The sequence below is a fragment of the Synergistaceae bacterium genome (genome assembly GCA_031267575.1).
In the GTDB taxonomy this organism is placed as follows: Bacteria; Synergistota; Synergistia; order Synergistales; family Aminobacteriaceae; genus JAIRYN01.
The window spans coordinates 20,995-43,686 of sequence record JAIRYN010000052.1 but is presented as its reverse complement, the minus strand read 5'-3'; the positions used below and the strand labels follow the sequence as shown (position 1 = coordinate 43,686).

Here is a 22,692-nt window from a genome sequence, read left to right as displayed (position 1 = left end):
CGATACGAACATGAGATACGACGTCAAAAAGAGACTCTCTTTGCGGATTGCCGCTTGGTCAGGCGGTTCCACGGTAGAGTTGTTCATATTTCCTGGCGACACTGATTTAGCAAAGAGAAACTTCGAGTTGCGGGTATCTTCAGCGACAGTGGAGGTTGAGGAGTCCGTTTTTTCTTCTTTCGCGGGATATATCAGGCACATCACACCCCTGACGGGAGAAATACGCCTGATTCACGAGGGGCATGGGGAGGTTCTGCTGGCTCCTTCGCGGATTGATACCTTCGAGGGGAAATGGACAACGCGGTCCTATGGCAGGTGTGTGGATTTCAATTTGATTCACAGGCCGAATTGGAAGGGAGAGATATTTTTCGCGGATTCTCCTCTACTCTTTTCCTGTGCCGCTGATGGGTTCACTTGCGTTTACGCGCAAGATGAAAACACAAGAGTCGAGCTGAAGAGTGAAACCGGAGAATCCTTCGAGGTGAGACTCGACTGTGGTGACTTGCTCGTCGTCGAGACCGGACCGAAAGAACTCCCGCGGTTCCGTGTTTTGGAATGCGCTATACCGCCGGTGGTTGCCGCGGTGTCTCGCCTCGAAGGACGCTAGCTTATTCTTTAGCTTATTATTCTTCAGCTTATTATTCTTCGAGAAGACGAGCCTCCAAAACCTGTTCGCGTTTGAAATCCTCTACGCGGAGGTAGAAAACCGCAGCGTCTACCAGCGCCTGCATGGGGGTTAGACCAATGACTTCGCTGCCCACGACGTTGACGCCGTAACGGGCGGCCTCAGACTTTACCGTCTCGAAAACGCGATGAAGAGGTGTGGAGGTATAGTCCGTCATGTTGATGGAGACCTGCGCGATTTTTCGGTCATCTAAAAGCAAGCCAATGGCGCGGCAGTTCACGTAACCGCCCTTGGCCGCGCGGATGGTTTGGGCGATTCGCTTGGCGATCGCGATATCCGGGGTGTTCAGGTTGATGTTGAAGGCCACCAAAAACGGCCGTGCCCCCACCACCGTCGCGCCTGCCGTCGGGTGCGTCGCCTGGGGTCCTTCGTCCGGCGCCCGTTCAGGAGTCTTGATGGCCATCTTCAGTCCCTCGTATTCCCCTTTGCGCACGTCGGGAAGGGCTTTCATGCTTGCCCGCTTGGCCGCGGCCTCGTAGAAGTACACAGGAATCAAGAGCTTTTCCGCAATTTCCTTGCCCAGCTCGTGAGCCAAAGCGACGCACTCTTCCATCGTGACTCCGGAAATGGGAACAAAGGGGATCACGTCCGTGGCGCCGATGCGGGGATGTCCGCCCTTGTGTTTTTCCATGTCGATCAGCTCAGCGGCCTTGGCGCAACAGGCAAACGCCGCTTTTTTGGCCGCCTGAGGTTCACCAACAAACGTCAAAACCGTCCGGTTATGATCGACGTCGGAGGAGTGATCCAGTACCTTCACTCCCGGCACGATACGCGCCGCGTCCACGATGGCGTCAATGACCTCTGCCCGCCGCCCCTCGCTAAAATTCGGAACGCATTCCACCAATTGACTCATGGTTTTCCATCCTTTCCCTGACGACTTTTCAATTATTTTTCAATTATTTTTCAATTACTTTGCAATTACTTCTCAATTACTTCTCAATTACTTCTCAATGTGTGAAATAATTGATGAACCAGACGATATTGGGAATGCCAACAAGATCAATTAGCACCGCCCCGCAGAGGGGAACGATCAGAAATGCCTTGTAAGACATCACCCGATAACGCTCGCACACTGTATTCATGTTTGAGACGGCGTTTGGCGTGGCCCCCAATCCGTGTCCAAGGAACCCCGAACACATGACTGCCGCGTCGTAGTCCTTGCCCAAAATCGGAAAAAGGACAAATATGCCCACAACCGCGATTGCTGCCGTCTGAAGGAGCAAAATCGCGATCAACGGAATCGCCAGGTCGTAGAGGTCCCAGATACGGAGGCTCATCATCGCCATCGTGAGGAAAAGTCCGATCGAAGTTTCCGCGATCAGGTCTATAGCCTTGTTATAAATCTTGATCACTTTCAGCACGTCGTTCAGGTTGCGAAAAACCACCGCGACAAACATGGCGCCCACGTAGTCAGGCAGGGAGAAGTTTTCCCATTGCCAAACATTTTTGGCTTGGTTGTTGAACCAATTTGAAACCATGCTGCCGATTGCCATGATGACGAGAACCAGTGCCAACATGCGGAAAAGATCGAAGCTGTCGCTTAGTTCTGTCTTCTTGCCGGCGTCTCGGTGTTCTTGAAAAATGCGTTCCTGGGATGCGGTCAACTCCAAGTTGTTCTTACTGATCAACCAACTAGCAACAGGACCGCCTAGAAGACCACCCGCAATGAGGCCGTAGGTCGCGGAGGCAATGGCTACCGCTTGAGCTCCCACAACACCCAGGCTCTCCGCCGTTGGCCCGAAGGCTGCCGCGGCTCCATGACCACCCTCTAGAGAGACGGCCCCAGCCATAATCCCAAGCACCGCGTGTATATTGAACAGTGTAGCTAAACCAGCTCCGAACGCGTTTTGAAAAACCGCCAGTCCCCAACAGACAACCAGGTAAACGAGCAAAGCCTTACCTCCACGGCTCAAAAGCGATAAGCTACCTCCAATCCCTATGGTTGTGAAAAAGGCCAGCATCATTGGGGTTTGCATTACCGTGTTAAAGGACACCGAAGCTCCTCCCTGATGGTGTATCCCCAACACCATCAGGGCTATGATCAGTCCACCGATAACCGCAGGGGGGATACAAAAACGCGTCAAAAACACAATGTGACGCCGCAACGTCACCCCAACAATAAAGAAAATCGCCGCCACCGCCGTCGTGAAAAGTGGGTCAAAAATAAGATTGAACACCCCATCGACCATTTCCCACTTCATAAAAAAACCTCCTTCCGTATAAGAATTTAAGGTTCTCCAGTCGACTCCAGACTTTATAGGGAGATCTCGAAGATCTCCGCGAGTTTTCTGGCCACGCCGTCCTCGGCGTTGCTCCGACAGACGCAGGACGCGGCTTCGCGCACGGCGGGTCGGGCGTTTTGAGGCGCGATGGAGAACCCCGCCTCCGCGAACAAAGTTAAGTCGTTGAGGTGATCTCCTGCGACGACAATGTCTTCTTTAGCGATACCCCAACGGTCGGCTAGAATTTTCAACCCTATGCCCTTAGATGCGTCGGCCCGCATGTATTCGACGAAAGTCAAAAGACTTTGGGTGACGTAAAGCCGTCCCTCGAAAAAACGCCTGCTTTTCTCGAAAAGCGCTGGAACGGATTCGGGGTCAGGCATCACATTCATTAATTTCAAAAGGCTGTGGTTCGAGTTTGCTTCCAGATTTTTTTCTAGAAAGGCGTAGAGGTTTCCCACTTCCTCCACGGCGGAACCCGTCCGCTGGATGTAGCGCCTGTCGTCCTCGACAATATGGGCAACATAAACGCGGTCTCCCATATATAACCGCGTGTGTCCTCCCGCCTCCTCACCCATGCGCGTCGCCGCCAGGGCATCTTCCAGGAGCATGGGATACTCGCTCAGAATGTCTCCGCTCAGAGCGCCGCGGATCTGAGCGCCGTTGCAGAATACCCCCCAGGTCTCCAGGCCAATACGCCGCAGGTGGGGCAAAGTTCCCCCATAAGGGCGTCCCGTGCAAGGAACGATCTTTGCCCCCGTTTTTTCGATTGCGCGAAGAACACCCACCGCGTATTCAGAAAGGGAGGCATCGGGAGCCAAAAGGGTCTCATCCATGTCGAAAGCCGCCAGTTTGTATGCCAGTTTGTATTGACGCATTTTTGTCCCATCCTTGTTTCTATTTTTTTTATCATAACACAGAGAGCCTAAAACAGTATTTTTTCATAGCTTACGATAAAGCGATTCTCATCCAACGGCTGAAGCCATTGGATGAGAATCAACACCGCCGTTGGCGGTGTTGATTCTGTATTTGGTTTCTTGTCATATGTCTACTTTCATGTTAAACTCCTTTTATGGCTTATCAATGTGAGATGCGGATGCGGGGTGGAACACGACCAGAATATTAATCAGGATATCAATCGGGATAGCAATGCGGCTGTAAATATTCTCGTAAATATTCTCAGAGTGGGGGCATTCACTCTTAAAAGAGAATTAAAAGAGAAGACGTAAGACCGGTTTGTCGGCTGTCTTTGTCGATCTTAGAATACCATGACTTTAGTCGTGGAAGTATGTCAAGGATACGCAAAACGATTCCAAAAAAATAAAATAATATAGAAAGTTCAAAGCAATCTCTCTCTTATGCTCTTATGCTCTTATGCTCTTATAGCGCCAAAAATTCGATGAAGGAGGTTTTAGAATGAAAAGAGTTATGATGTTTAGTATCATGTTGTCGTTACTGTGGAGCTTTCCCGCGTGGGGAGCGAACACGATCAAGATCGGCGAGATCGCCACTGTGACAGGTGACTTTGCAGCCTACGGTGTGGCGGAGGTCGAGTCGGTTAAGATCGCGGTCGAGGAAATCAACGCGGCGGGCGGCATTCTCGGCAAACCCATTGAACTCATTATGTACGATTGCCGCACGCGACAGGAGGACATGGTCAACGCGGCTCGACGCTTGGTCGAATCGGACAAGGTAATAGCGGTTCTCGGACCCAGCGGAAGCGGACTCTGCATCTCTGCCGCGCCTATTTTCAACAGGGCTCGAGTTTCCCACCTCGGCACGCTGCCCACGAATCCCCTGGTCACCATAGATGAGGAAGGAAAGGTTCGTCCCTACAACTTCCGTATCTGTTTCCTGGATCCCTACCAGGGCCGTATGATGGCCTATTTCGCGGCCAAGGACTTGAACCTCAGTAAGGCGGCGATTCTCTACGATGTGTCGAGCGACTACTCCCAGGGCCAAAGAGAGTTCTTCGTCTCCAGTTTCCAGGAATACGGAGGAAAGATCCTGGTTGACGAAGGGTTCCGCGGCGATGACGTGGACTTTCGCTCTCAGCTCACCAACATCAAAGACAGCGACGTGGACGTTCTGATCTTCCCTTTTATGGGCAAATCTCTGCCCTTGGCCGTAAAACAGGCGCGTGAATTGGGCATTCAACAAACGATTATCGGCGGCGACGGTTACGGCGACTTCATGTGGGAGGTGGCCGGGGATGCTTTGGGCAATACCTATTGGGTTAGCCACGTAGATCGTTACGACCCCACCTTACAGCCGTTCTTCGACAAATATAAGGAAAAGACGGGCACCGAATGTCAGGAGTTCATGAATGCCGTCATGGCTTATGATTGCATGTACTGGCTTAAGGACGCCATTGAGCGTGCGGGCACGGACGATCCCGTAAAGGTGAGAGACGCCCTAGAGGCCACGAAAGATCTGAAGCTACTGCACGCCGTTTTGACGATGGACGAATTTCATAACCCCAAGGACAAGGACGGTGTTATGCTGGTTTGTGACACCGCCCAGAAAAAAGCGCTGTTCTTCAAGAAGGTCAGACCGGAATAACCAAAAACACCGAACAGATATAAAATCCCCTCTCCATCGTGATTGCGGAGAGGGGATTTTTATTACGCTACTTTAGAGCAAGCAATGAATTAGAGCAAGCAATAAACGTGATTTTCTGGTCGTGATTTTCTGATGGTGTGCTTCTTACAAACCAGCCAGGTAAGCCAGCAGTAAGCCACCCGCCAAAACCGATCCAATTTGACCAGAGACATTGGCCCCCACGGCCTGCATTAAGATGAAGTTATGCTTGTCCTCCTTCGCCGCCATTCTCTGGATCACCCGGGAAGACATGGGAAAAGCGGAGATTCCCGCCGCTCCGATCATGGGGTTGATCTTGTGAGTCAAGAAGAGGTTCAAGATCTTAGCCGTGACCACTCCCACAGCCGTGTCCAGTATGAAAGCCACCAACCCTAGCGCCATAATACCCAGCGTTCTGGCCTGCAAAAACTCCTCGCCAGTCATCTTGTTGGAGATCGCGAGTCCCAGAAGGATCGTCACGATATTCGCCAGCTCATTCTGAGCGCCTTGGGCCAAGCGATTCACGACGCCGCACTCCCGCAGTAGGTTGCCAAACATCAGGAAACCGATGAGGGAGGCCGAGGCCGGCACTAGAATTCCCGATATCAACGTAACCACGATGGGAAACAGGATCTTGGCCCTTTGCGAGACTTCCCTTTCATGGAACGTCATGGGGATACGGCGCTCCGCTTTTGTCGTCAGTAAACGAATCACAGGCGGCTGAATAATAGGAACCAGCGACATGTAGGAATACGCGGCCACCGATATGGAACCCAGCAAGTGGGGGGCGAAGCGGTTAGCGACGTAAATAGAAGTTGGCCCGTCCGCCGCGCCGATGATGCCGATGGAGGCTGCTTCCCGGATGGAAAAACCGAAGAAGTACCAGGCAATACCCATTGTGAGGAAGATACCTCCTTGGGCCATCAGACCAAACACCATCGCCACGGGCGTCAAGAAAAGGGGCTTGAAGTCGATCATCGCCCCGATGGCGATGAAAATTAGAAGAGGAAAAAGCTCCGTTGCGATTCCCATATCGAAAAGGCGGGTGATTGCGCCGATTTCGATATGCCCGCCGCTGATTTGGGTCAGGGCGGAGGACAAAGGAATGTTCACCAATATTGTGCCAAAGCCCATAGGAAGCAGCAGCGTCGGTTCGTACTCCTTGGCGATAGCCAAGTAGACCATCGTTAAACCGACCACGAGCATAACCGCCTGTTGCCACGTCAACATAAAAATACCATTGAAAAGCTCCATACAAAACCCCCCGATTCAAATGATCGAATATGTGACCAAACGCAGCTAAATTTGAAATCAATAAGCCAACTTGTAAATTTCCAAAATATCCTCGGCGGAAAGGGACTTCAAGACACCGAAGGGCGCGAACGCGGCAGCGTTCTGGGCGACTCGTTCAATATCCGCCTCGCCGATATTCAGCTCGCGCAAAGTGGTCGACGCCCCTATTGAACGATAAAAGCTCTCCAGTCGCTCGATACCTTCGAGAGCCGTCTCTTCCTCATCTCGCCCTGCGTCTTGCTCAATGCCGAACACCGCTTCCGCGAAGCGGGCGAAGGGCGCGGGGTTGTCCCTGTAGAGATAGCGAGCCCACGCGGGCATCATCACCGCCAAAGACGCCCCGTGCGCTACTCCGAAAAGGAGGCTGAGGGAATGTCCAAGTTTATGAGAGGAAAAGTCCCCTCTCTCGCCGCGCCCGCAGGAAAGAGATCCATTGTGACCCAGAGACGCCGCCCAGGCGTACTGCGCGCGAGCCTCGTAGTCATCGGGGTCGGAGCGTAACTGAGGGATCAGCTTCATCATGCTCTTGATGATGGCGTATCCCTGTTCGTCCATCAGGTCGACGCCGGTCGCTCCGTCGAAAAGGCGCTCCAGGGTGTGGGCGATGATATCGATGCCACCGTTGACCGTCTGGGACTCCGGCAGAGAACACTGTACCGATGGGTCGATGATAGAGACGCGGGGAAACAAAAAGGGGCTGCTGCACGAGGTTTTCGACTCTTTTTCGGGGTTAGAGACCACCGAGATGTTGTTAACTTCGCTAGCCGTGGCCGAGGCCGTCAAAACGCCGAAAATCGGCAATGCGCCTTGCGGTTCCGCCGCCTTTCCCTCAAAAAAATCCCAAGGATCCTCATCGTACAGGACCCCCGCCGCGATGGCCTTGGCCGTGTCAAAAACGCTGCCTCCCCCCACAGGCACCACGGCATCCACTGCAGACGCTTTGATCCGAGCCACGCCCTCGCGGACCTTGTCGATGGTAGGGTTGGGCTTCACTCCGCCAAGCTCTGGGAAGGCGATATTTTTTTGGGCCAACGCTTCCGTCACCCGCGAATAGACGCCATTTTTGAAAATCGCCTTACCGCCGTAAACCAAAAGCGCACTCTTTGCGTCTATGGCAGCTAGTTGATCGGCGATCTGAGGGATCGTGTCTCGACCAAAAATCACAATTGTAGGGTTCCACCATGTAAAGTTCTTCAAACCTGACACCTCCTAAGCACAGTCGAAATAATTTAGGGATTTCATTCTAGGTATTTCATTACAATGTTTCGACGTGTTGGCACTATTATACAGAGAGATTCCTCATTATGGCGATTCGTGCGAGTTTTTCTGTTTTCGACCGGGTTCCAATCTACTCAGGCCCAGGCGCCTGTAAGCCCGCAAAAGAAAGCAGAGGGCCACGAGGCCGCCCCCCACGTCCATGGTGGGGAAGCAGTACCAGATTCCTGACAGCCCCCAGATTTTGGGTAGAAACCAAATAGCCGGGATCAAAAAAATAAATTGGCGCGTCAAGTTCAGGAAAAGGCATATCTTGGCTTTCCCCAGTCCTTGAAAGAAGCTGAGCGAGATCAGAGTGATTCCCACGAAAAGAACCCCAGCGTAGGATATTCGAGCGCCCTCGGAGGCCATCTCCAGAAGTTCAGCGTCGGTGGTGAAAAGTCGCAGCATTTTCTCGGCCCATAGGTAGACACTTCCCGCGCTACAGAGGAAGTAGGCCGACCCCAGGCCCAGCGCCCACTTTAAAATCTCCAAAATGCGCCCCATAAAACGCGCGCCGTAGTTGTAGGCGAGAAGCGTCCCTGCCGCTTCTCCTATACCTATGACCGGCAAGAATAAAAGGGAGTCCCACCCCATAAAGGCCCCCATAGCCGAAACCGCCAGGTCGCCTCCATGGGTGACCAGCGCCCTGTTGAAGAGAAGAGAGAAGAGGGTAAACGAGGCCTCCGTTAAAAAGGAAGAAAAACCCAAGGGCAACATCTGCGTCAGCAGGGAAGGGGAGAAGTGCTTCCAGTTTAAGCGCAGCACGCCCAGGCGGCGCAGGTAAAAGGAGAGGGCCCAGGCCGCGGAGATTCCTTGCGAGATGATCGTCCCCCAGGCCGCGCCGGCCACCCCCATATCCATACCCACGATGAGGAGGGCGTCCAAGACGATGTTGGAAAACGCCCCGACCATTTGTGTTCCCATGGCGAAAGTCGGCCGGCCTTCAGCGCGGATGCAGAAATTCAAGGTGAAAGCTACATTAGCGAAGGGAATCCCCCACAGGATGATCTTCATATACTCTCGCGCCTGGGAGAACAGCGTCTCGCTGGTCCCGACGAGTTTTAGAATGGCGTCGATTTTCCAGGAGCCCAGAAGCGAAACGACACAGGCGCCGATAAAGGCCCCCGCCGCCGCGGTGCCCAGGATGCGCTCGGCTCTCTTCTCGTCCTTCTCCCCCAGGGCAATAGACATCAGAGGTCCGGCCCCGACCCCCAGCAACAGGCAGATGGCAATGTTGAAAATCATGAAGGGAAAACAGAGGCTGATGGCGGCCAGCCCGCCCGGACCGACGTACAATCCGACGAACATGCGGTCCACGATGTTGTAGAGGGCGTTGGCTAGCATTCCGATGATGGAGGGCAGGGCGAAGAGGAGAATCAGCTTTGGGATAGGCTCGGTCGCCATACGTTCGGGTTTGTGCATGTTCTCTATACCTCGGTACATAATTTTTAAATGCCGAACGTGAAGTTTACCATAATGATATGAAAGGCAAAAACGCGATCTTCGCGAGATTTTTAGGTTTTTTACTCCAATTCACTATATAATAAATAAGCATGAACCGAGACGAATGCCGATTGCGATGGGAGACAGAGCATATGGAGGAGCAAAACGTGGAAGAACAAAACTTGACCGAACAAAAATACAGACCGGCATGGAGAAGTTTTTATAAGCACATGGCCGCAATGATTGCTTGCCTGGTAGTGGTGACGGTTTTGTCCTCGAAGTTGAGTTTAGCGTGGACTTACCAAAAATGGCTGTGGATCTTCTTCTTGGTATTCGTGCTTTATGTTTCTTTGGATATGGTGCGCCGCCGTTTCCGCGTGGTATTGGTCGTAAAACCCGATGAAATCGCGATGGAAGAGGGACTTATCGGGCGTCGTTCTATTGAGATCAGTACGAAAAGCATTCGATCGATTCAGGTGCGCCAGCGCGTCATGCAACGTATTTTAAAGACGGGCAGCATCATCGTGACCTCATCGGGGGACAATGAGGAGATCTCCGTTTCCGATATGCCTAACCCCTACGCCATTCGAGATGTGATGCAAACCTACGAGCGCGCCCCCGAGGCAAAGACCGCCAGCGCCGAGGAGACAGGAGAAAAAAAGTAAAAATCAACGTTCAGCTCAAATCAACGTTCAAGCTCAGGGAAGATGGAGCTTGAACGTTGACGGTATTCACAAATTACCCGATCAATAGAGGCCGATGGAGTCGAAAAATTCCCCGAAAATCGCGCTCATTTGATCGGTCTCTATTAGAAAGGCATCGTGTCCCACGTCGCTGTGAAGCTCTCGATAGACAGCGTTTGCTCCCACGTCCTTGGCCGCTTCCACTACCTCCCGCACTTGCCAGGTGGGGAAGAGGATGTCGCTGTTGATTCCGACTCCCAAGAAATGTTTTTTGCGCAGAGGTTCCAGAGCCGCCTCCGCATCGGCGTGGTCTCTGGCCAGGTCGTGCAGGTCCATCATCTTCGTGAGGTAAAGATAACAATTCGCGTCGAAACGCCTGGTCAAGAGCTTTCCGTGATGCATTAAATAGCTTTCGACGTCGAAGTGCCCCGCCCAATTGTCAATGTTGCGGGATGATCTCATGTGACGCCGGACAAAGGATTCCTCGCTGCGGTAGGTGATCATTGCCAGCATACGCGCGTTGAAGAGACCGTTGATGGGTCCTTTGCCGGGACAGTAGTCACCTCCCAACCATTCAGGGTCCGAGGTGATCGCGTGACGCTGGACTCCGTTGAAGGCGATGGCCTGGGGGTAAAGACGTAAGGGCGCCGCGATGGAGATTCCGAAGTGCATAGAAGCGGCAAATTGGGACATCCACTCCAGCGCGATCATGCCGCCCAGGGATCCGCCAATGACCCCGGCTACCCGTGGGATACCTAGGGCCTCCAGGGTCATTTTCTGCGAGAGAGCGATGTCGTGGGGATCGATCAGGGGAAAACGCATTCCCCAAGGGCGTCGCGTGCCGGGCTCAATGTCGGTGGGGGAGGAACTTCCGTAAGGACTACACAAGTTGTTGCAACAGACGATACACAACTTGCCCGTGTCCAGGACTCCGCCCGGCCGCACCAGCGGATCCCACCACGCGTCGGGCAAATCGGAAACGGATTCCCCCGCCATGTGATGGCTGCCCGTCAACGCGTGGCAGACCACCACGACGTTGGAGCCGTCGGGGCGCGGAGTACCGTTGACAGAATAGGCCACCCGGGCCTGCTTCAGAACTTTCCCGGAGTGAAGCGTCAGTTCTGGAAGCACGACCGAGCCGAATCGTTCGGACATAATTCAGTATTCTCTCGAAATCGCTCGAAAAGCGAACTCAGGCTTTCGCCAGGGCGTTTTCGATATCGGCCAAGATGTCGTCGATGTGCTCGATACCGATAGAAAGCCGGACCAACTCGGGAGGAAGGCCGCCAGCCCTCTGCTGCTCCTCCGTCAATTGGCTATGGGACGTACTCGCCGGGTGGAGCGCTAGAGATTTCGCGTCGCCCACGTTCGCCAGATGGCTGAAAAGTTCCAGTGCCTCGATGAAGCGCGCGCCCGCTTTGACACCTCCCTTGACTCCGAAGACCACCATGCCCCCGAAGCCCTTCTTGAGGTACTTTGATGCCGTGTCGTAGGTGGGATCTTTCTTGAGCCCTGGGAAGCGGACCCATTCTACTTTGGGATGGGAAGCGAGGTATTCGGCGACTTTAGCCGCGTTCTCCACGTGGCGCTCCATTCTGAAGGGCAGCGTTTCCAAACCCTGAAGGAAAATCCACGCATTATCCGGCGAAAGACACGCGCCTAGGTTGCGGAGAGGAACGGTGCGTACCCGCAGCGCGTAAGCGATGGGGGCCAGAGCCTCTGGGAGGTCATGAGCCCAGCGGAGTCCGTGGTAATTGGAATCCGGTTCGTTGAGCAAGGGAAATTTTTTGTTGCCTTTCCAGGCGAATTTACCGGAATCGGTGACGATGCCGCCGATAGCGGTTCCGTGGCCGCCCATCCACTTCGTCAGGGAGTTGACCACGATGTCGGCGCCGTACTCGATGCTTCGCAACAGGTAGGGCGTGGTGAAGGTCGCGTCAACGATCAGGGGGATCTCCGCTTCGTGGGCGATGCGCGCGACCTCGGCCACATCCGTCACGTCCAGGGCAGGGTTACCGATGGTCTCGATATAAAGCGCTTTGGTTTTAGCGGTAATCGCTTTTTTGAAGTTTTTCGGGTCACGGGCGTCCACGAAGTTGACCTTGAGGCCAAACTGGGGGAATATGGAATCGAACATGGTGTAGGTTCCACCGTAGAGGTTTGTTCCCGATACGATTTCGTCGCCCACTTGAGCCAGGGTCGCGATGGCGTAGTGAATCGCGCTGGTGCCGGAGGATGTGGCCACAGAGGCCGCTCCCCCTTCCAGAAGAGTGACCCGCTGCTCCAAAATCTCCACCGTGGGGTTGGTCAACCGGCTATAGATGTTTCCCAGCTCCCTCAGGGCAAAAAGGTCTGCGCCGTGTTGCACGCTTTTGAAGACGAAGGAACTCGTCCGGGTGATGGGCACGCCCCGGGACAACGTTGCCGGGTCGGGAATCTGCCCTCCGTGGATAGCCAGTGTTTCAAAGTGCCAGTTTTTGCTCATTACGATACTCCTCCTGACTTGATATATGTTACTAGAACAAAAAAAACGAGGACCCCACTTTGGGGATCCCCGTCGCTTGAGCACATGATCGACTAGACGGCGATCGCTCCAGGCGAGGATCCGTAGTCCATGCACATCATCATGCTCATCGCAAATTGAGCTTGCGTGAAAATAGTGTACTTGAACATTTACGCATCCTCCTTAATCAAAATTACCTTAATCAAAATTACTTCCCAGACACGATCCACTTTTGAGAATCATTTATCAATTCATCCAATATCAATTCATCCAACGTCATGGATGCTACCTTGACATACTCCCACGACTAAAGTATAAGATTCTAAGATCGACAAAGACAGCCGACTAAAACCGGTCTTACGTCTTCTCCTTTAAGATACATCTTTTCCTTTAAGAGCGAATGCCTAAGAGCGAATGCCTCCCACTCTGAGAATATTTACGATTGCATTAATATCCCCATCGTGTTCCGCCCCGCATCTCGCGTTGATAAGCCATGAAAGAAGTTTAACATAAAAGTAGACATATGGCAAGCAATCAAATACAAAACAAACGCCACCGTTGACGGCGTTGCGATTCTTATCTAATCTCATCCAATGACGGCTGAAGCCGTTGGCTTTCTCATCGCTTTATCGTAAAAGCGTTATATTCGCGTTGCTTTCTCAAAATCGCGCTGATCGCAATCGACAAGACCAGGCTCGCCATTCTAATACCTTCACAAAATAACGTTGGTCAGGCAAATCAAGACAAAAAAACGCTCACGAACAGCTAGATGCTCGTGAGCGGGCTGTCTGACGCCGGGCGCGCAATGTAACGAACGGTTACGCTTTCTTTTCCTTGGCGTGCTTGATTTCCTCCGTAAAGAGAGGTACGATCTTCAGAGCGTCACCCACAACTCTGTAATCCGCCACCTCGAATATCGGAGCGGTGGGGTCTTTGTTGATCGCCACGATGATGTCGGACTCCTCCATTCCGGCCAAATGCTGGATCGCGCCGGAGATACCGCAGGCGATGTACAGGTTAGGTCGTACCGTCTTGCCCGTCTGACCGACCTGGCGGTCTTTCTCCATCCAGCCGGAGTCCACCGCGGCGCGAGACGAGGAAACGGTTCCTCCCAAAACGTTCGCCAACTCCTCCAGAATCGCGAAATTCTCTGGATTTCCCATGCCGCGCCCTCCCGATACCAGCACTTTCGCGTCCTGAATGTCCATTTTTCCACTCACCTTTTTTACCACATCCAAGATTTCCACGTTGACGTGGCTGGCGATGTCTTTTAATTCCACATGCTCCACCGGGCAACGAGCACTATCGTTGGGTTCCAGGCGCTGCATAACCCCTGGACGCACGGTGGCCATCTGAGGTCGAAACTCCGCGCAGACTATTGTCGCCATGATATTACCCCCGAACGCGGGCCGCGTCATCAGCATATGGTGGGTCTCCGGCTCAATCTCCAGTCCCGTGCAGTCCGCCGTGAGGCCCGTGTGAATCCGGGCGGAAACCCGCGGCGCCAAATCTCGCCCGATGGTCGTGGCCCCGTACAGCAAAACCTCCGGCTTGTATCGCCGCGCCACCTCGGATAGAACGTAAGCATAAGGTTCAGTCATATAGACTTCCAAAGCTGGATCGTCCGCCAAAATGACCCGATCCGCTCCGTACTGTGCCAACTTTACCGCCAAATCTTTCACCTTGCTGCCGAGCAGAACCGCCGTCACTTCACACCGCAAATCTTTTGCCAGCTCCTTGCCCTTACCAAGAAGCTCGTAGGAGACCCCGGCCAACTTGTTATCCACTTGCTGGGCAAACACGAATACGCCCTTATATTCTTCAATCTGCATCTGCATCTGCATGCCACCGATCCTTTAAGCGTACTAATACCTACTTATAACGAATAGATATATTTCGCATAGTATCTCTTCAACTATAAAGCTATAAAGCCAAAGAAAAAGCTGAATCTCGCAAAGCTCGCAGAAAGATTCCACGAGCGCCGTTGTAGTCCCGATCTACAACAAATGAGCAAAGGTGAGCATAGATCTTACTGATGTAGTTCTGATTTTACGTTTTGACTTTTTACTCATATCGCTAGTCTCGAACTTTGAAATAAGAACGACATCAAATTTCTTAACGAAAAACAAGGCAATCTTGTGATGAAGCTCGTCAATTAGGTATCTAATCTTCCAGTGCAAACGCTTATCCGCTTGCTTTATCTTGTGCCTTTGCTTGCAGCTAGCTTTGCCCATTTGCTACCTGATACACCGTGTATAATTTCGCTATAGTGGCCATATTATGGCATATATATACTTTGCTAAGTATAAGTATATATAGAAATTAATATTTAATTATGCGCTATATGATAAATTTTTCACTCAATCGATCAATGAGCCAGTGCGCCGATTCATCAGTGTCCAGCGTCACCACGGTGCCCTTGCCCTTCGCCGTTTTGGTGAAAGATTTTTTTACCCTGGTGGGGGAGCCCTTCAAACCGATGTTTTCGTCGTCGATCATTAGGTCGCCGCGGGTCCACACCGGAATCTCTCTTTTCCACGCGTCAAAAATGCCGCTGGGCGTCATGTATCGGGGTTCCCCCAGCTCACTCAAAGCGGTGACGAGGCAGGGCAGCTTCGCGCGGATCATGTGATAGCGGTCTTCGTACTGGCGCTTTACGATGATGGTTCCACCCTCCACCTTGATCTCCTCGGCGTAACTGATAACGGGAATCCCCAAGTGTTCGGAGATCTGCGGCCCTACTTGCGCCGTATCCCCGTCAATGGCCTGTCTTCCCGTAATAATCAGGTCAAACTCCAGCTTTTTGATGGCGGCAGCCAGAGTGGACGAAGTCGCCCAGGTGTCCGCTCCTCCAAAGGCCCGGTCCGATATTAAGACCACATCGTCTACGCCCATCGCGAGAGCCTCACGAAGCGCCACGTCCGCTTGTGGCGGCCCCATGGACAAAACCGTCACGTGAGCCCCCATCTGATCCTTCAGCTTCAAGGCGGCCTCGATGCCCGCTTTGTCATCAGGGTTGATGATACTCGGCACACCCTCGCGGATAAGCGTCCCGGTCTCCTGGTTCAGCTTGACTTCGTTGGTATTGGGAACCTGTTTGATGCAAACGATGATCTCCATTACGAGCCCTCCTCTAACGCAGGGCGGTGCCGGAAATAACCATACGCTGCACCTCGCTGGTGCCCTCGTAGATCTCCGTGATCTTCGCGTCCCGCATCATGCGCTCCACGGGATAATCCCGCGTGTATCCATAACCGCCGTGCAACTGGACGCACTGGGTCGTGACGTCCATCGCCGTCTCCGAGGCAAAAAGTTTCGCCGTGGCCGCGTGTACCGAGAAATTGCTCCCAGCCTGCTTGGCCTCCGCTGCGCGGTAAACCAGATAACGCGTAGCCTCAATTCTGGCATACATGTCGGCGATCTTGAACTGGGTATTCTGAAATTTCGCCAAAGAGGATCCGAACTGTTTGCGTTCCTTGACGTATTTCACCGTCTCGTTATAAGCTCCCTCCGCTATACCTAGGGCCTGAGCCGCAATGCTGATGCGTCCGCCGTCCAGGGTGCCCATCGCGATATTGAATCCCTTCCCGTCGGCGCCCAGCATATTTTCCGCCGGAATGACGCAGTTCTGGAACACCAGTTCCGTGGTGGAGGACCCACGAATGCCCATTTTCAGCTCTCTCTTGCCGATGCTGAAGCCCGGGAAGCCTTTTTCCACGATAAACGCGGAGATTCCCCGGGTGCCCTTGGACTTGTCGGTCATGGCAAAAATAATGTAAGTATCGGCCTTGCCGCCGCTGGTGATAAAAATCTTGCTGCCGTTCAGCACGTAGTGGTCGCCTTCTCGAACGGCCTTGCTTTGCTGTCCGGAGGCGTCGGTGCCGGCGTTGGGTTCCGTCAGTCCAAAGGCTCCGATGGCCTTCCCGGACGCCAGAGGCACGAGATATTTCTTTTTTTGCTCTTCCGTTCCGTATTTTGCCAGAGGTTCACAGATCAGGGAAGTATGGGCCGCCACGATCACTCCTGTCGTTCCGCAGACTTTGGAAAGCTCCTCAACGCACAGGATATAGGTCAACACGTCACAACCCTGACCACCGTACTCCTTCGAGATAGGGATTCCCATAAAACCATAACGCTGCAACTTCTCTACAGTCTCCGCCGGAAAACGCTCTTCCTCGTCGATCTCCTGAGCCAGAGGACGAACTTCCTTTTCGGCAAACTCCTCGAAAAGCCCTCTGGCCATCTGTTGTTCTTTAGACAGATCAAAATTCATCCTCGCTAATCCGATCCTTTCAGCGTACTAATACCTACTGATAAATAGCAGATACATTTCGCATAATATTCCTTTGATTATGAAGTCAGATTATGAAGTCAAAGGAAAAGCTGAATCTCGCAAAGCTCGTGGAAATATTCCGTAGAACTTTGGAAAGTAGAAGGTCACAACCGTTCGGACACCTAAGTCAATAGCCACTGCGCGGCCTTAATTTTCGGCTACAACGTCAGCGGCTATCGGAACGCGTACGTACCATCTATTAGACTTCAAAACCAACAGACTCCAAAACCAACAGATTCCAGAACCAACAGACTCCAAAACCAACAGACTCCAGAACCAATTTTGACATACTTCCACGACTAAAGTCGTGTGATTCTAAGATCGACAAAAACAGCCAACCGAAGTGGGTCTTACGTCTTCTCCCTTAAGAGTCGATGCCCCGACTCTGCGGATCTTCAGCGCCGCATTGATATCGCAATCATGAAAGAAGTCTAACATGAATTTAGAGACACAACAAAAAACAAAAACGAACACCGCTCGTTGGCGGTTCGTTGGCGGCGTTGCGATTTTCATCTAACGGCTCAACGGCTGAAGTCGTCGGCTTTCTCATCGCTTTATCGTAAATTCTGCCTTTATCGGCCCACCTCCTTATTGTCGAAACGCACAATCTTGTTAACTATGCCGCTTAATATACCGTATATAATTTACTGTAACATATAGTAACACTTTATAATATCTTATCAGATATAAATATTAGCGTATTATGGCTTATTCAGATACTATGTATAACCCTCAATACGTATTCGTGCTTATTTGCGTCCGTAGTCGTAAAAGCCCTTTCCGGTTTTTCTTCCGAACAAACCGCCGCGCACCATTTTTCTCAAAAGAGGATGAGGACGATATTTCGTATCTCCAAACTCCTCATAGAGAATTTCCATTATCGCGAGGCAAACGTCGAGCCCGATCAGGTCGCCCAACTCCAGCGGCCCCATAGGGTGAGAGGCGCCCAGCTTCATGGCGGTGTCGATGCCCTCGGCGGAGGCTACTCCCTCTGCGTAGAGAGCAACGCCCTCGTTGATCAGAGGGATCAACATGCGGTTCACCACAAACCCCGGCGCCTCCTTGACTGGAACCGGTGTTTTCCCCACGTCGGAGGCGATCTTCGTAACTTTGTCCACCAGCTCCTGAGGCGTGTTGACGCCGGAGATCACCTCTACTAGCTTCATGACCGGTGCGGGGTTGAAAAAATGCATCCCCACCACTTCCCGGTCCAGACCGCGCGACAGCTCGCTTAACGACAGAGAAGACGTGTTCGAGGCGAAAATGGTGTCCTTTCCGCAGATATTCTGAAGCTGGATAAAAAGTTCCTTTTTCACGGTCAGGTTCTCCAGCGCGGCCTCCACCACCAAATCGTAGCCCGCGACGTTTTCGACGACTCCGGTCTTGATTCTGCCCACGATGGCCGCAACGGTCTCCTGGGTCATCTTGCCCTTAATGGCCAGCTTTTCCAGGCCGTCGGCGATCTTTTTCTTTCCCTTCTCGGCCAGCTCAATGTTGACATCGCACAGGGTCACCTCATAACCCTCTTTGGACGCGAAGACTTGAGCGATGCCGCTTCCCATCGTTCCCGCTCCGATTACTCCAACTTTCATTGTCAGGACCTCCCTTATATCCGCTCCACGAGGGTGGACACGCCCATGCCGCCACCAATGCACAACGTCGCCAAGCCTTTCTGAACTTTACGTTTGCCCATTTCATGCAACAGCGTGACGAGGATGCGACAGCCCGAAGCGCCTACCGGGTGCCCCAGCGCAATAGCGCCGCCATTGACGTTGACTTTAGCTGCGTCCCACTGAAGCAATTGCCCTACCGCCACGGCCTGAGCTGCAAAGGCCTCATTGGCCTCGATCAAATCGATATCGGCAACGGTAAGTCCCGTCTTTTTCAACAGCTTTTGCGTGGACATGGCCGGAGCGATGCCCATCACCGACGGATCCACTCCCGCCGTGGCGCCAGCAATCCACTTGGCCATCGGTTTCACGCCCAGTTCCTTGGCTTTCTCCGCGCTCAAAACAACCACGGCAGCCGCGCCATCGTTGATTCCTGATGCATTGGCGGCCGTGACCGTACCGTCTTTCTTGAATGCGGGAGGCAAACTGGCGATAGACTCCGCCGTTACACCCGCCCGAGGGTATTCATCCTTGTCGAAGGGGAGCGTTTCCTTTTTTATCTTGATCGGCACGGGCACGATCTCGTCTTTAAACTTGCCCTCTTTTTGGGCGGCCTCGTATTTCTGCTGACTTCCCGCGGCGAAAGCGTCTTGCATGGCGCGAGTTACCCCGTATTTTTCGGCGACGTTCTCCGCCGTGACGCCCATGTGATAGTCGTTAAAGACATCCCACAAGGCATCCTTGACCATGGTGTCGATCAGTGTTCCATTGTTCATGCGATAGCCCGTGCGTGCTTTATCCAGGGCGTAAACCGCTGCGGACATGTTTTCCATCCCGCCCGCGATAATGACATCCGCCTCTCCCGCTTGAATCATGGCCGCCGCCAGGTTGACGCTTTTCAGGCCCGAACCGCAGACGATATTCAACGTCTGAGCGGGAACCTCCACGGGGAGCCCCGCCTTAATGGAGGACTGACGTGCCACGTTTTGCCCCTGGGAACTCTGTAGAATGCAGCCCATAAAGACCTCGTCTACCTGATCCGACTTTACGCCGGCGCGGCTCATGGCCTCCCTGATAACTATGGCGCCTAAGTTAGCCACGGGCACACCTGCAAGGGTACCTCCCATTTTTCCTATCGCCGTCCGACAGGCACCGGCTAGTATGATTTCTTTGCTCACAGTGACTTCACCTCTCCTCAGTAGTATGTAAAATCAGTATGCGAAATCATTTTTTATCTAACAGGAAAATCGAAATAAGTTTCGGGGTAGGGTTCGTGTCGCAAAAAGAAGTGCCACCATTCGTAGGGGTACACCTCGAAACCGCTGACCATCATTGCGTCGCGGAGAAGAGCGCGGTTAGCCTCCTGGTAGTCGGCCAGGCCCAGTGCCACGATGTGAGAGCGAGGGTCCATGAAGTCGAAGATGGAACCCATGTCGAGTTCTTGACAGGTTTCCATATCCACGAGGGTCAAGTCCACGGCGCTGCCTCGGGTGTGCCCCGACCTTTCGGCAACGTAGCCCAGGACGATAAAGTCTTTTTTGTTCACATGGGGGTAATGTATCGGTTTTCGGCGGAGATCGTCCACGTCCGCGACCCAGCGGACAAAATCATCAACGGCTTTTTGGGGCCGATAGGCGTCGTAAAACTTGATCCAATAGCCTCGTTTTCGTAGAATATCCGCTGCTCTGACACAAGCCTCAGCGGCCTCGTGAGTCATAACCACCAGGGGGGTTTCGTAGCCGTCGACCCCTCGGCCTATAAAATTGTCCGTTCCCCAGTACTTTGCGTCAACGACGCAGTCTTCGATCAGCTCGTCGATATAAACGAAACCCTCAGGAAGCCCGTCTTTGTGAACCCCTATCGTGCTGACGTTCATGGGCGTCCAGCTACATAAAAGTACTCAACCACTGTACCATAAACAACCCCAAAGGAGTCCCGATGATATATCCCCACAACCCCACCAGGATACCGGGGACAACCAGGTCTCCATATCCCTTGGCTACCGCCATGGCCGCCGCCGTGGAGGGTCCGCCGATGTTGGCGTTGGACGCGATGGTCAGCTCCTCGATGTTCTGGCGGAACAATTTACCCCAGAAGAGCGTCCATCCGATGTTGATGAAAGCGATGAGACCGCAGAATACAAAAAGAAGCGGCGCGGTGACAATGACATCTTTTAGGGCCGCGGGACAACCGATCACCACGAAGAACGTGTAGATCAAAAACGTACCCAGTTCCTGCGCGCCCTTGAGGTTATTGAAGAATTTGGGAAAAATGGAGGTGAGAATCACTGACACCAAAGTCAACATGACGAACTGGTTGCCAAAAATCATGGAGGGAAGCCCGCTCCACAAGTCTCCACCCTCCGGTCCCGCCAGGGCCACCTTGAGCCAATCCGAGAGCTTCGTGGAAAATGTCACGATTACAAAGGCCACAGCGATGGTCAAAGCGATATCCAACAGGGACATTTCTTTTTTGCCCCAAAAGGCCGCCGACATCGTTTTAGCCTCTCCAACAATGCCCTTTTCTTCAATTTTGGCTTGGATTTTGGCTTGGAACGGATGTCTGTAGCGCGCTTTGAAGTAATCGCTGCTGGGGATCCACAGCAGAACGAAAATGACTAGCGCCATAACGAAGTTATCGGCAATGACCTCGGCGCTGAGCAGTGTTTCGGAAACGTGAACCGAGTTAGCGACGGCAAAGAGATTCACCCCACCGCCAATGTAGGAACCGGTCAGGACTCCCGCCATTTTATCCAGTTCGGGAATAAAATTTTTCAGCGTGAAAAAGGCCACGATCACTCCCAGCAAAGTCCCAATGGCGCTGATGTTGAAGCAAAAAAACATTTTGCCCGTGTCTTTGATGATGGATTTGATATTTGCTCGGAACAGGAGCATCGCCACGGACAAAGGAATGCAGTAGGTCCATATCGCGTCGTAAACCTCGGCGCTCGATGGAATGACTCCCAAGTTAACGGCAATGACAGCCAGAATCAGGCCAACAACCGGCCCCGACAGTCTTTCTCCCCACTTGTAGTTTTGCTCAATGTAGATAGACGCCGAAGCGAAGACGATGATAATCGTCCACAAAAACCACGTGTCGTCCGCGGCAATCAACGTTCCACTTCCAAACAAGCCCATAAATTTTCTCACCTTCCTGATATATACTATTCTAATATTGTCGAACAATACCCAGTTATTTTAATTTTATCATAGTTTATCGTGTTTTCTCGACTATACGCTCCTCGCTAATGCTATTGTGTATCCCGTTAATAGCTGTTAAAATACGCCCCGATTCTAAGTTTTGGAGGCAGAGTAATGGCGATAAAGACGATCGACAACAACGCAACAATGACCCGAAGCGGCTACGAACGCCTGAGTGCTGAATTGGTTGAACTGAGGACGGAGCGCAGGGCGGAAATCGCGCGACAGTTGGAAGAGGCGCGGTCTTTCGGCGACCTCAGCGAGAACGCAGAATACGCGGCGGCCAAAGAAGAGCAATCCAAGATCGAAGCGCGGATCCTTCAGCTGGAAATACAATTGAGCAAGGCGCGAATTTTGGACGAGGAAACGCTGGACACAAAAAAAGTCTCATTAGGTCTCACAGTTACCCTAGAGGAAATGACTCCCCCATCGAAACAATTCACTTATACGATCGTCGGCTCGGAAGAGGCCGACCCGAAAACTCACAGCATCTCTCAAAAAAGCCCCGTAGGCCAAGCTATTCTGGGCAAAACCGTAGGCGAAGAGGTCTACGTGAAAATCCCAAAAGGCGTGCGTCATCTAAAAATCATCGAAATCACCTTAGCCGACAGATCTTGAAAGCGGTTTCGATATTATATTAGATGAATCTTTACGATAAAGCGATGAGAAAGCCAACGGCTGAAGCCGTTGGATGAGAATCGCAACGCCGCCAACAGCGGCGTTTGTTTTGTATTTGGTTTCTTGTCATATCTCTACTTTCATGTTAAACTTCTTTAACGGTTTATCAACGTAAGATGCGGGGCGGAACACGACCGGGATATCAATGTAGCTGTAAATCTTCTCAGAGTGGGGGCATCCACTCTTAAATTAAAGGAGAAGACGT

Annotated in this window: 20 protein-coding genes; 5 read left to right on the top strand and 15 right to left on the bottom strand. The window is 52.5% G+C overall.

Annotation, left to right across the window (positions count from 1 at the left end):
• Nucleotides 1–10 precede the first annotated feature (10 nt).
• Nucleotides 11–607 carry a HutD family protein gene (locus tag LBJ36_08720; protein MDR1379119.1) on the top strand — a complete coding sequence of 199 codons (597 nt, stop codon included), beginning with the start codon at nt 11–13 and terminating at the stop codon, nt 605–607.
• A 31-nt stretch (nt 608–638) separates the two neighbouring features.
• Here the strand turns inward: LBJ36_08720 and ftcD are convergent, their stop codons facing one another.
• From ftcD to LBJ36_08705, 3 genes are all read right to left on the bottom strand, one after another.
• Nucleotides 639–1,538, bottom strand: coding sequence for a glutamate formimidoyltransferase (gene ftcD / locus LBJ36_08715; GenBank protein ID MDR1379118.1), 900 nt, complete (start codon nt 1,536–1,538; stop codon nt 639–641).
• A 94-nt stretch (nt 1,539–1,632) separates the two neighbouring features.
• Nucleotides 1,633–2,886 (bottom strand): sodium/glutamate symporter, encoded by a 1,254-nt coding sequence (gltS, locus tag LBJ36_08710; protein MDR1379117.1) that lies wholly within the window; start codon nt 2,884–2,886, stop codon nt 1,633–1,635.
• Between the two features lie 53 nt (nt 2,887–2,939).
• Nucleotides 2,940–3,785, bottom strand: coding sequence for an HAD hydrolase family protein (locus LBJ36_08705; protein ID MDR1379116.1), 846 nt, complete (start codon nt 3,783–3,785; stop codon nt 2,940–2,942).
• Nucleotides 3,786–3,896: 111 nt separating this feature from the next.
• Here LBJ36_08705 and LBJ36_08700 point away from each other — a divergent pair, with 111 nt between their 5' ends.
• Nucleotides 3,897–4,136 (top strand): hypothetical protein, encoded by a 240-nt coding sequence (locus LBJ36_08700; GenBank protein MDR1379115.1) that lies wholly within the window; start codon nt 3,897–3,899, stop codon nt 4,134–4,136.
• A gap of 187 nt (nt 4,137–4,323) precedes the next feature.
• Entirely contained in the window at nt 4,324–5,469 is a 1,146-nt protein-coding gene (locus LBJ36_08695; protein ID MDR1379114.1) for an ABC transporter substrate-binding protein, read from the top strand.
• Nucleotides 5,470–5,613: 144 nt separating this feature from the next.
• Here the strand turns inward: LBJ36_08695 and LBJ36_08690 are convergent, their stop codons facing one another.
• The 3 genes from LBJ36_08690 to LBJ36_08680 form a co-directional block, all read right to left on the bottom strand.
• A complete protein-coding gene (locus LBJ36_08690) occupies nt 5,614–6,741 on the bottom strand; it encodes a sodium ion-translocating decarboxylase subunit beta (protein MDR1379113.1) in 1,128 nt (375 codons plus the stop codon).
• A 57-nt stretch (nt 6,742–6,798) separates the two neighbouring features.
• On the bottom strand, nt 6,799–7,977 hold the full coding sequence (locus LBJ36_08685) for an iron-containing alcohol dehydrogenase (GenBank protein MDR1379112.1): 1,179 nt from the start codon (nt 7,975–7,977) through the stop codon (nt 6,799–6,801).
• Nucleotides 7,978–8,082: 105 nt separating this feature from the next.
• The gene (locus LBJ36_08680) at nt 8,083–9,459 is read right to left on the bottom strand and encodes an MATE family efflux transporter (GenBank protein ID MDR1379111.1); all 1,377 of its coding nucleotides are present in this window, start codon (nt 9,457–9,459) and stop codon (nt 8,083–8,085) included.
• Nucleotides 9,460–9,632: 173 nt separating this feature from the next.
• On the opposite strand from LBJ36_08680, the gene LBJ36_08675 reads away from it, so the two are divergent.
• Nucleotides 9,633–10,145 carry a PH domain-containing protein gene (locus tag LBJ36_08675; protein ID MDR1379110.1) on the top strand — a complete coding sequence of 171 codons (513 nt, stop codon included), beginning with the start codon at nt 9,633–9,635 and terminating at the stop codon, nt 10,143–10,145.
• Nucleotides 10,146–10,226: 81 nt separating this feature from the next.
• Here the strand turns inward: LBJ36_08675 and LBJ36_08670 are convergent, their stop codons facing one another.
• From LBJ36_08670 to LBJ36_08630, 9 genes are all read right to left on the bottom strand, one after another.
• The gene (locus LBJ36_08670; GenBank protein MDR1379109.1) at nt 10,227–11,318 is read right to left on the bottom strand and encodes a homoserine O-acetyltransferase; all 1,092 of its coding nucleotides are present in this window, start codon (nt 11,316–11,318) and stop codon (nt 10,227–10,229) included.
• A 37-nt stretch (nt 11,319–11,355) separates the two neighbouring features.
• Entirely contained in the window at nt 11,356–12,648 is a 1,293-nt protein-coding gene (locus LBJ36_08665) for an O-acetylhomoserine aminocarboxypropyltransferase/cysteine synthase (protein MDR1379108.1), read from the bottom strand.
• Between the two features lie 836 nt (nt 12,649–13,484).
• On the bottom strand, nt 13,485–14,504 hold the full coding sequence (locus LBJ36_08660) for an electron transfer flavoprotein subunit alpha/FixB family protein (protein ID MDR1379107.1): 1,020 nt from the start codon (nt 14,502–14,504) through the stop codon (nt 13,485–13,487).
• Between the two features lie 502 nt (nt 14,505–15,006).
• Nucleotides 15,007–15,786 carry an electron transfer flavoprotein subunit beta/FixA family protein gene (locus LBJ36_08655; protein MDR1379106.1) on the bottom strand — a complete coding sequence of 260 codons (780 nt, stop codon included), beginning with the start codon at nt 15,784–15,786 and terminating at the stop codon, nt 15,007–15,009.
• Between the two features lie 13 nt (nt 15,787–15,799).
• Nucleotides 15,800–16,939 carry an acyl-CoA dehydrogenase gene (locus LBJ36_08650; protein ID MDR1379105.1) on the bottom strand — a complete coding sequence of 380 codons (1,140 nt, stop codon included), beginning with the start codon at nt 16,937–16,939 and terminating at the stop codon, nt 15,800–15,802.
• 809 nt (nt 16,940–17,748) lie between these two features.
• Nucleotides 17,749–18,591, bottom strand: coding sequence for a 3-hydroxybutyryl-CoA dehydrogenase (locus LBJ36_08645; protein MDR1379104.1), 843 nt, complete (start codon nt 18,589–18,591; stop codon nt 17,749–17,751).
• Nucleotides 18,592–18,605: 14 nt separating this feature from the next.
• Nucleotides 18,606–19,787: an acetyl-CoA C-acetyltransferase gene (locus tag LBJ36_08640; GenBank protein ID MDR1379103.1), complete on the bottom strand. Its 1,182-nt coding sequence runs from the start codon at nt 19,785–19,787 to the stop codon at nt 18,606–18,608.
• 53 nt (nt 19,788–19,840) lie between these two features.
• A complete protein-coding gene (locus LBJ36_08635) occupies nt 19,841–20,485 on the bottom strand; it encodes a M15 family metallopeptidase (GenBank protein MDR1379102.1) in 645 nt (214 codons plus the stop codon).
• 10 nt (nt 20,486–20,495) lie between these two features.
• Complete coding sequence (locus LBJ36_08630) at nt 20,496–21,746, bottom strand: DUF819 family protein (GenBank protein MDR1379101.1); 1,251 nt, start codon at nt 21,744–21,746, stop codon at nt 20,496–20,498.
• A gap of 177 nt (nt 21,747–21,923) precedes the next feature.
• Between LBJ36_08630 and greA the strand changes: the two genes are divergently transcribed.
• The gene (gene greA / locus LBJ36_08625) at nt 21,924–22,427 is read left to right on the top strand and encodes a transcription elongation factor GreA (protein ID MDR1379100.1); all 504 of its coding nucleotides are present in this window, start codon (nt 21,924–21,926) and stop codon (nt 22,425–22,427) included.
• Nucleotides 22,428–22,692: the final 265 nt, after the last annotated feature.